General features: G+C 67.8%; 7 protein-coding genes and 1 pseudogene. 5 read left to right on the top strand and 3 right to left on the bottom strand.

Translation table 11 applies throughout. The features are described 5' to 3' along the window. Positions 1-752 (top strand): M2 family metallopeptidase (locus tag ACFE71_RS13230; RefSeq protein ID WP_375429257.1); only part of this gene is annotated, 752 nt, incomplete at its 5' end. Between the two features lie 101 nt (positions 753-853). On the opposite strand, the gene ACFE71_RS13225 is transcribed toward ACFE71_RS13230, so the two are convergent. The 3 genes from ACFE71_RS13225 to ACFE71_RS13215 are packed head-to-tail and all read right to left on the bottom strand — an operon-like array spanning position 854 to position 3372. Continuing rightward, positions 854-1345, bottom strand: coding sequence for a hypothetical protein (locus tag ACFE71_RS13225; protein ID WP_375429256.1), 492 nt, complete (start codon positions 1343-1345; stop codon positions 854-856). 60 nt (positions 1346-1405) lie between these two features. After that, entirely contained in the window at positions 1406-2836 is a 1431-nt protein-coding gene (locus tag ACFE71_RS13220) for an AMP nucleosidase (RefSeq protein ID WP_375429255.1), read from the bottom strand. A 56-nt stretch (positions 2837-2892) separates the two neighbouring features. Beyond that, the gene (locus tag ACFE71_RS13215; protein ID WP_375429254.1) at positions 2893-3372 is read right to left on the bottom strand and encodes a peroxiredoxin; all 480 of its coding nucleotides are present in this window, start codon (positions 3370-3372) and stop codon (positions 2893-2895) included. Between the two features lie 99 nt (positions 3373-3471). On the opposite strand from ACFE71_RS13215, the gene ACFE71_RS13210 reads away from it, so the two are divergent. The 4 genes and pseudogenes from ACFE71_RS13210 to ACFE71_RS13195 form a co-directional block, all read left to right on the top strand. Next, on the top strand, positions 3472-4032 hold the full coding sequence (locus ACFE71_RS13210; protein WP_375429258.1) for a YqgE/AlgH family protein: 561 nt from the start codon (positions 3472-3474) through the stop codon (positions 4030-4032). Between the two features lie 160 nt (positions 4033-4192). Then, positions 4193-5614, top strand: coding sequence for an adenosylhomocysteinase (gene ahcY / locus ACFE71_RS13205; RefSeq protein ID WP_375429253.1), 1422 nt, complete (start codon positions 4193-4195; stop codon positions 5612-5614). Positions 5615-6095: 481 nt separating this feature from the next. Next, entirely contained in the window at positions 6096-9329 is a 3234-nt protein-coding gene (locus tag ACFE71_RS13200; RefSeq protein ID WP_375429252.1) for a TonB-dependent receptor domain-containing protein, read from the top strand. 83 nt (positions 9330-9412) lie between these two features. Next, positions 9413-10341: pseudogene (locus tag ACFE71_RS13195) on the top strand (histidine kinase); the annotation flags it as partial.

Raw genomic sequence — 10341 nt, 5'->3', positions numbered from 1 at the left:
TGCGCATCAAGATGTGCACCAAGGTCAACGCCGACGATTTCGTGACGATCCATCACGAGCTTGGCCACAATTACTATCAGCGCGCATACAATCGGCAGTCGCACCTGTACAAGAACGGCGCGAACGACGGGTTCCACGAGGCGATCGGGGACTTCGTCGCGCTGTCGATCACGCCCGATTATCTGGTGAAGATCGACCTGCTAGAGCCCGCGCGCGTGCCGAGCGCGGACAAGGACATCGGGCTGCTGCTCCGCCAGGGCATGGACAAGATCGCGTTCCTGCCGTTCGGGCTGATGATGGATAAGTGGCGTTGGGGCGTTTATTCGGAGGAGATCAAGCCGGGCGGGTACCAGGCGGCGTGGGACGCGCTGCGGTTGCGGTACCAGGGCGTGATGCCGCCGGTCGCGCGCGACGAGACGCGGTTCGATCCAGGGGCGAAATATCATATTCCGGCGGGTACGCCCTATGCACGCTATTTCCTGGCGCGGGTGCTGCAGTTCCAATTCTACGAGGCGGCGTGTCGACAGGCCGGGTGGAAGGGGCCGCTCCATCGGTGCAGCTTTCATGGCGACAAGGCGGTCGGACAGCGGCTCGATGCGATGCTGAGGATGGGCCAGTCGAAGCCGTGGCCGGACGCGCTGGAAGCGTTCACGGGATCGCGGGTGATGTCGGGCAAGGCGATGGTGGCGTACTTCGCGCCGTTGAAGGTGTGGCTGGATCGGCAGAACAAAGGTCAGCCTGCGGGGTGGTAGGGGAGGCGTCGCGGTAAAGCCGCGCCATCGGCCGGTGAGGTCGAGCACAAGCTCGACCTCACCGTCGGCCGGAGCACGCCTGGTCGTCCTCTAAGCTTCGCTTAGGCGTTGGGCGTGCTCTCGGGCACCATGCTTTCATCCGCGATCATCGCTTCCATCTGCCCCGACGAGTCGGTGCCGTCCGGCTGATGCGCCTTCGATCCCGGATCGTTCGCGGGGACGGCCTTCCTTGGCGTGGAGCCGCGCAGCGACAGGAGCGCGACGGCGGCCACGCCCGCAGCGGCCAGGCCGCCCACGATCAGGCCGCGTTTGCCGCCGGTGCCGTTCGCCGCCTTGCCGAGCGTGTCGCGAGCGCGGACGGTACGCGTCTGCGGATCGGGGTCAGGAGCGCGCATGGGATCGGTCGTGGACGCACCATTCGCGGCGGACATGTTGGCGGGCGTGGATGCAGGGCGCGAGGCATGCTTGGTGGCGGAGGGTTTCGCCGCGTCGGTCTGGGACGTGGACTTGCGAGCTGCGCGGCGACGCTGGACGGGAGCTCCGGTGTCGTCGGTGCCGGTGTCGTCAGCGGGGGTGTCGGTTTCATCGGCCATCGGCGTTCTCCCTGATCGGTTCGGGTGAGTAACGCGCCGCTCGACGGACGTTTCCGCGCTTCAGCGGAAGGGCGGCTCGGCGAAGGCGCGCAATTTGCGGCTGTGGAGCTTCGCGCCCTCGCGGCGCAGCTGTTCGCAGGCCTCGATGCCAATGCGCATGTGTTCGGAGATGGCGCGTTCGTAGAAGCGGTTCGCTTGGCCGGGCAGCTTGAGCTCGCCGTGAAGGGGTTTGTCGGAGACGCAGAGGAGCGTGCCGTAGGGGACACGGAAACGATAACCCTGGGCGGCGATGGTGGCGGACTCCATGTCGATGCCGACTGCGCGGCTGAGCGAGAAGCGGAGCGCCGAGCGGGAATAACGCAGCTCCCAATTGCGGTCGTCGGTGGTGACGACGGTGCCGGTGCGCAGGCGGCGTTTCAGCTCATCGCCGGACTGGCCCGACACCGTCTCGGCGGCGCGGGCGAGCGCCTGCTGCACCTCCGCGATGGCGGGGACGGGGATCTCGGGGGGGAGCACGTCGTCGAGTATGTGGTCGTCGCGCAGATAGGCATGGGCGAGGACATAGTCGCCGATCCGTTGGCTGGGGCGCAGGCCGCCGCAATGGCCGATCATCAGCCACGCCTCCGGCCGCATGACCGCGAGATGGTCGCAGATCGTCTTGGCGTTGGACGGGCCGACGCCGATATTGACGAGCGTGATGCCCGTGCGGTCGGGCGCGACGAGGTGATAGGCGGGCATCTGATGCCGCCGCCACGCGCTGTCGGTGACAAGGCGGTCTATGTCGCTTCCGTCCGTGATCTCGACACCGCCCGCGCCGGATAGGAGCGTGTAGCGGCTGTCGGGTCCGAGCTGGCTGCCCGCCCAGCGGACGAACTCGTCGACGTAGCGATGATAGTTGGTGAAGAGCACGAAGCGTTGCGTGTGCTTGGGCGGGGTGCCGGTATAATGACGCAGGCGGGCGAGCGAGAAGTCGGTGCGCAGGGCGTCGAACAGCGCGAGCGGACGGGCGTCGACCGCGACGTGTATACCGTCCGCGACCTCGTCGCCGATCTGGGCGAGTTCGGTCGCGGGAAACCAGCGGGCCAGTTCGGAGGCGGAGACGGCGTCGAGGCTGAGCGCGTGGCCCGGGTCGAGGACGTACGGAAAGGGGATCTCCTGACGTCCGGGGACGGCGGAGACGGTGACGTCGTAATCCTCGATCAGGAGGGTCAGCTGCTCGGTCAGGTAGTCGGCGAAGAGCGCGGGCTTGGTCACGCTGATGCCGTAGGCGCCGGGGGTGACGAGGCGGCCGAAGGAGCGCAGCGGGGTGGGGCGATCGTCCTGGCCGGCGTAGGTCAGCCGAATTTCGGGGTAGGCGAACGAGCCGTCGGCGCGCTGTTCGGGCGCGGGGGGGACGCCCTCGACGAGATAACGGTTCAGCGCGGCCCGGAGGCGCTCGACGGAGGCGGTGTAGAGCCGGTCGAGCTCGGCGACGATGTCGGCGGCGGTCATCGGCGGCGGGTAGGCCGCCGATGACGCGGTGACAAGTTATCGGAGTTGGTGCGTGGTCAAGCCATGTTCGCCAGCAGGTGGTCGGCCGAGCTGACGCGGAACTCGCCGGGAGCCTCGACATGGAGCTGCTCCACGACGCCATCATTCACCAGCATCGCATAGCGGCGGCTGCGGGTGCCCATGCCGAACTTGGACGAGTCGCCCGCCAAGCCGACCGCCTCGGCGAATTGGCCGTTGCCGTCGGCGAGCATCGTGATCCCCTCCGCGCCCGTCGACTTGGCCCAGGCGTCTAGGACGAAGGCATCGTTGACGGCTGTGCAGGCGATCTCGTCGACGCCCTTCGCGTGGAGGTCGTCCGCGCGGTTGAGGAAGCTGGGAAGATGCTGCGCGGAGCAGGTCGGCGTGAACGCGCCCGGCACCGCGAACAACGCGACGCGGCGACCGGCGAAGTAGGCTTGGCTATCGACCGCCTCGGGACCGTTCGGGGTGACCTTGACGAGGGGGGTGGAGGGCAGGCGTTCACCGACGGCGATCATGGTCGAGTCTCCTTGGAGATGGTTCGCGGTCGCCCTCGACCAAGGCGGGGCGCAATTCAAGCGCGACGATCCGGGGTCGTGCGCGTTAGACCGGCCATGATGGAGAGTCCGCGCTTCCTTGTCGGCCAATTCCTGCTCGCGATGCCGGGCATCGGCGATCCACGGTTCGAGCGGGCGGTGATCGCGATGTGCGCGCATGACGAGGAGGGCGCGGTCGGGATCGGGCTGGGGCGGGTGATCGACGGGCTGGGGTTCCACGCGCTGCTCGACCAGCTGGAGATCGGGCGGGGCGACGCGCCGGACGCGCCGGTGCATCTGGGCGGACCGGTGGAGCGGCGGCGGGGGTTCGTGCTCCATTCGATGGACTGGGGCGGGCAGGACACGCTGGACGTGGCGGGGCGGTGGGCGATGTCGGGGACGGTCGATGTCCTGCGGGCGATCGCGGAGGGCAAGGGGCCGAGACGCTGGGCGATCGCGCTGGGCTACGCCGGATGGGGCGCGGGACAGCTGGACGGCGAGCTGACGCGGCCGGGCTGGCTGAATGTCGAGGGCGGGACCGACCTGATCTACGCGACCGCGGCCGCCGAGCGGTGGGGGGCGGGGCTGGCGGCGGCGGGAGTGGACCCGCGGCTGCTGGTGGGCGGGGCGGGTCGGGCCTGAACCAGAAGAACCTGACCTATGCGGCGGGTCGGCCAAGCTTGTTGGACGTCATATAAAGAATTCTTTATATTTGCTCTTGGGCGCTCCGGGCACTATGGGAGCGCGGTGCCGATCGACCGATGCGTCTTGGTCGGCCCCATGGACATTCGGAGATCTCGACGTGGCAACCGCATACAAGGCCGAGGCCCACGACTACGCCATCAAGGACATCTCGCTCGCCGAGTTCGGGCGGGCGGAGATCCGCATCGCCGAGACGGAGATGCCGGGGCTGATGTCGCTGCGCCGGGAGTTCGGCCAGTCCAAGCCGTTGACCGGCGCGCGGGTGGTCGGATCGCTGCACATGACGATCCAGACCGCCGTGCTGATCGAGACGCTGACGGCGCTGGGGGCGGAGTGCCGCTGGGCGACGTGCAACATCTTCTCGACGCAGGACCACGCCGCCGCCGCGATCGCCGCGACGGGGGTGCCGGTGTTCGCGATCAAGGGCGAGAGCCTGGCGGATTACTGGGACTATGTCGGCGACATCTTCGACTGGGGCGCGGGGACGACCGGGCAGACCGCCAACATCATCCTGGACGACGGCGGCGATGCGACGATGTTCGCGTTGTGGGGTGCCAAGCTGGAGCGCGGCGAGACGTTCGGCGAGCCGGAGAACGACGAGGAGGTCGAGTTCCAGCGCGCGCTCAAGGCGTTCGTGGCCAAGTACCCGGGCTATCTGACCGAGACCGTCCGCACGCTGAAGGGCGTGTCGGAGGAGACGACCACGGGCGTCCACCGGCTGTACGAGATCGCCAAGAAGGGCGAGCTGCCGTTTCCCGCGATCAACGTCAACGACAGCGTCACCAAGTCGAAGTTCGACAATCTGTACGGCTGCAAGGAGTCGCTGGTCGACGCGATCCGCCGGGCGACCGATGTGATGCTGGCCGGCAAGGTCGCCTGCGTCGCGGGCTTCGGCGACGTCGGCAAGGGGTCGGCCCAGAGCTTACGCAACGGCGGCGCGCGCGTGATGGTGACCGAGGTCGACCCGATCTGCGCGTTGCAGGCGGCGATGGAGGGGTTCGAGGTCGTGACGATGGAGGAAGCGGTGACCCGCGCCGACATCTTCTGCACCGCGACCGGCAACGCCGACGTCATCACCGCCGACCACATGAAGGCGATGAAGCCCATGTCGATCGTGTGCAACATCGGCCATTTCGACAGCGAGATCCAGATCGCCGCCATGTCGAACTACAAATGGACCGAGGTGAAGCCGGGCACCGACCTGGTCGAGTTCCCCGACGGCAAGCAGATCATCGTGCTGGCCAAGGGCCGGCTGGTCAACCTGGGCTGCGCGACCGGACATCCGAGCTTCGTGATGAGCGCGAGCTTCACCAACCAGGTGCTGGCCCAGATCGAGCTGTGGACGCGCGGCGAGAACTACCAGAACCAGGTCTATGTCCTGCCCAAGCACCTGGACGAGAAGGTCGCGGCGCTGCATCTGGAGAAGCTGGGCATCCACCTGTCGAAGCTGACGCCGAAGCAGGCGGGCTATATCGGCGTGCCGGTCGAGGGGCCGTTCAAGCCGGATCACTATCGCTATTGATCCGGGCGAACGGATCGGGTTCGGAGGGGGGCCGCGTCCGGTGACGGACGCGGCCCTTTTCGCGTTGGCCGACCGCGGGTCCTCGATCCGTTACGTCAGTCCGTTCCCCGGGGCTTGACCTGGGGTCCCGCTTCGTCCCGCCCCCAAGAAGAATCGGGACCCCGGCTCGAGGCCGGGGTAACGAGGGATGGGCCCCGCCGGTTGTTGCTTCATGTTGCCAAAAGGTCACGTCCGACCGCTTGACCGTTCTGCTTCATCGCGTCAGTCATTCCGCATCGCAGCGAAGCGACGTAGAACCCGCCCCGTGAGGGCAGGGTCGCGTCGTCGCCCTTGAAGGGCGGGGAACCAGTACGACCGTCGGTGCGCGAGCATGGGCGGGCTGAGACGTGTGCGGTTTCAAGGGGATACGGAATATGGTCGGAACAGGTAACGGCGGCCGCGCGGGTTTGCTGATCGGAAGCGCGCTCGCGCTGACTTGGGCGTGGCCGGAGCGCAGGAGACGGTCGCGGGCAACGCGACGACGGCGACCGGCGCGCAAAACGAGGTCGGACCCGAGCAACCGGCGCAGACCGAAGGCGCCGACGTGGTCGTCACCGGTAGCCGCCTGGCGCGCGACCCGAACGCGACCGCACCGTCGCCGATCAACACCGTGACCGCCGCCGACATACGGCTGACGGGCGTCGTGGACGCGTCGGAGGCACTGCGCGAGATCCCGGCCCTGGCGAATTCGACTACCATCGCCGACTCGATCGAGCGCGGCACTCAGGACCAGGGCATCGCCGCGCTCGACCTGCGCGGGCTGGGCGCGAACCGCACCCTCGTGGTCGTAAACGGGCGTCGCCACGTTTCAGGCGTGCCGGGATCGCAAATCGTCGACATTTCCACCATCCCGAACGCATTGATCGACCGGGTCGAAGTGCTGACCGGTGGCGCGTCGGCGGTGTACGGCGCGGACGCGGTCACGGGCGTGGTCAACTTCATCCTGAAGGACGATTTCGACGGTCTGGACCTGAATCTGACGCAAGGATTGTCGCGCTACGAGGACGGCCGGACCTTCACAGTCGATGCGGTCGTCGGGCGCAATTTCGACGAGGGGCGCGGCAACGTGACCCTGGCGGGTAGCTATTCGACGATCGACGAGATCCAGCAAGGCGACCGACCCTATACCCGCGACAACGCGCAAGCCACCGCGGGCACGACCTATCCCAGCCCGCTCCGTCGTTTCCAGCGGGGCGATATCGGCGCGGCCACGCCGAATTTCGCCCAGCGGTTCAGTCTCGACGCCGGACGCTATCCGTACGGCTTCGCGATCCCGACCGCCGCGCAGTTCGCCACCGCCTTTCCCGGACGGACGCCGACGGCGGCGGAGCAGGCGCTGATCGACCGAGCGGCGAACGCGCCGTCGCTGGCGTTCGAGTCGTTCCCGGCGTTCGCCATCTCGTCGACGCGCGGGCTGATCTTCCGCAACGATTTCGGCTCGTTCAATGCGGACGTGAACGGCAACGGCACGCCGGATTGCGACGAGTCCTATATCGGATCGCAGTTCGCGGGCTGTTACGTATCGAACGGCGATGGGACCGTGCGGCCATTCCAGGACGGCGTGATCGCGTCGAGCACCAACCAGTTCGGCGGTGACGGCGCGGCCGAGGCGTTCAGCGCGCAGTCGTTGATACCGCGAAACACGCGATACAACGCCAATCTGCTCGCGAGCTATGAGTATTCAGACGCGGCGACCGCCTTCGTCGAGGCGAAATACGTGCGCACGGAAACGCGCACGCAGGACCCATACAACACGTTCTACGACACGTTGTTCGTTCCGACGGACAATCCGTTCATCCCGGCCGCGCTGCGGGCGGACGCCGAGGAGGCGGGGGGATTGCGCGTTTCGCGCGACTTCGTGAACTTGGGTCCGGGGTTCACCCGGTCGAACCGCGATACCTACCGCGCCGTCGCCGGCTTGCGCGGCGAGATCGCGCCGAGCCTGCGGTACGAGGTTTCGTCCAATTACGGCCGTACCGACTCTGCGGTCACCTTCTCCAACACCGTGCTGTACGACCGGTTCTTCGCGGCGATCGACGTGGTGCAGGGGCCGAACGGGCCGCAATGCCGGTCGAACGCCGACCGGACGCCCTATATCGGCAGCGAGGCGTTCCCGGTGATCGAGGGCGGCTTCTTCACCTTCAATCCGGGCGACGGCAGTTGTCGTCCGCTGAACCTGTTCGGATCGCCCGGCGATAACAACCAAGCCGCGATCGATTTCATCACCATGCCGACCACCACCCGGGCGCGGCTGGAGCAATATGTCGCCAACGCATCGCTGACCGGCGATACCGGATCGTTCCTGACCCTGCCGGGCGGCGCGGTCCAGTTCGCGGTCGGAGCCGAGTACCGGGAGGAGCGCAGCCGCACCCGACTCGACCCGATCGCGTTGGGCATCCTGCCGATCACCACCCCGGCCGGGGCGGCGGGGACCTTCATCGGCGACATCAGCGGCAACCAGGCGCTCGATTTCGACGCCTCGACGCGCGTGTTCGACTCCGGTGGGAGCTTCGACGTGAAGGAGGTGTTCGGGGAGCTGCGCGTGCCGTTGCTGCGCGACCGGCCGTTCTTCCACGAGCTGGAAGTCAGCGGCGCGGCGCGATACTCGGATTATTCGACGGTGGGCGGAACCTTCACCTGGAACGTCAACGGCGTCTACGCGCCGATCCAGGACATCCGGTTTCGCGGCACCTACGCGGTCGCGGTGCGCGCGCCCAACATTTCCGAGCTGTTCAATCCGCAGCAGGGTACGGTGTTCCGTCCGACCGACCCGTGCGACGCGGCGCAGATCGCGACGGCCGCCGATCCGGCACGGCGTCAGGCGAATTGCGCGGCGGACGGCCTGCCTGTCGGATTCGAGGATCCACTGACCGCGCGTTTCTCGGGCACGACGGGCGGCAACCCCGACCTGCAGGAGGAGACGGCCAAGACCTACACGTTAGGCGCGGTCGTCGCTCCGCGCTTCGTTCCGGGGCTGACGCTGAGCGCCGATTATTACAATATCAAGATCGAGGACGCGATCGCGGCGGTCAGCGCGCAAGACATCGTCAACAGCTGTTACGACAGCGCGACGCTGGACAACGCTTATTGCGGGTTGTTCACGCGCAATCGCGCGAGCGGATCGGCCACGTTCCTGGGTCTGAACTTCCTGCGTCAGACTCAGCTCAATTTCGGTCGGCTGGAGACGGCGGGCATCGACGCGTCGATCGCCTATGCGTTCCGGCTGGGCGAGAACCGGTTCAACCTGCGCGCCACGGGGAACTGGACGGAGAAGCTGGACCGCTTCTTCGACCCGGCCGATCCGACCGCCGTCGATCCGGAGCTGCGCGAGCAGGGCAGACCCGAATTCGCGGGGACCGGATCGATCAATGTGGCGCGCGGAGCATTCTCGCTTGGCTACCGGCTGCAATATATCGACCGGCAATATATTGGCGGAGTCGAGATCGTCGACGGTCAAGACCCCAACTTGATCGCGGGCCCGCGCGGGCGGGCGAGCGCGAAGTATGTCCACGACATCTCGTTCGGCATCGATGAGACGGAGAACTTCACGCTCTATGGCGGCATCAACAATGTGTCCGATGTCGACCCGTATCGCAACCTGTCCTCCTATCCGGTCAGCCCGTACGGCCGCTTCTACTTCCTGGGCGTGCGCGTGCGGACGGGGCGGCTGTTCTGACGCGGGCGCAGCCGGTCGCTCTTTAGCCGGCGGATCGGATCGGCTAGACTCCCGAATATGAACGGGGGCGGGTCTTGGAGAGCGTGACGGGCGGCGGGCTGGTGTTGTTGGGGGCGGTGCTGTTCCTGCTGATCGGCGGGGCGGGGTTGCTGGCGTTCACGGGCCTGCGCGCGCGAGGCGAGGCGAGGGCCACCGCCGCGGAGAACCTGCGGTTGCAGGCGATGCTGCGGACCGCGCCCGCGATGGCGGCGCTGGTGGGCGCGGACGGGCGCGTGGAAATGCCCGAGCGGATGGCGGACTGGCTGGGACTGGCCTCGTCGCCCGAGTTCCTGACCGATCTGGGCGCGGAAGGGGTCGGGCTCGATCCGGAGGACGCCAAGGGACTGGCGCTCGACGTGAACGCGGCGCGGCTCGCGGGGCGATCGTTTACCCGCGCGATCAGGCCCGTCGGGGCGGAGCGGACGCTGACGCTGAAGGGCGCGCGCGCGCCGGGCGAGCTGGGACAGTCGAACGTCGTGCTGTGGGCGTTCGACGCGACCGAGAGCGAGGCGGAGATCGGGCGCTTGCGCGGCGAGGTCGGGGCGCTGGGCGACTCGTTTGGCGCCATGACCGCGTTGATCGAGGCCGCGCCGCTGCCGATGTGGTACCGCGACCGGGAGCTGCGGCTGACGATGGTCAATTCGGCGTATGTCGACGCGGTCGAGGGTAAGGATGCGGGCGACGTGGTCGCGCGCGGGCTGGAGCTGGTCGAGGCTTCCGGGGCGGGAGGACCGCTCGGCGGGGCGGCGGCGGCGCGCGAGGGCGGGCGGCCGCACGCGCAGACGCTGCCGGCGACGATCGGTGGGGCCAGGCGTGCGCTGAGGCTATATGACGTCCCGTTGCCGACGGGGGGCGTCGCGGGCTTCGCGGTCGATGTGGAGGAGCTGGAGCGAGCGCGCCTCGCCTCCAAGCAATTCGCCGAGGCGCAGCGCGCGATGCTCGACCGGTTGTCGGCGGGGGTCGCGCAGTTCGG

This window comes from uncultured Sphingomonas sp., assembly GCF_964237155.1.
Taxonomy (GTDB): Bacteria; Pseudomonadota; Alphaproteobacteria; order Sphingomonadales; family Sphingomonadaceae; genus Sphingomonas.
This window is presented reverse-complemented; position numbering and strand designations above follow the sequence as displayed.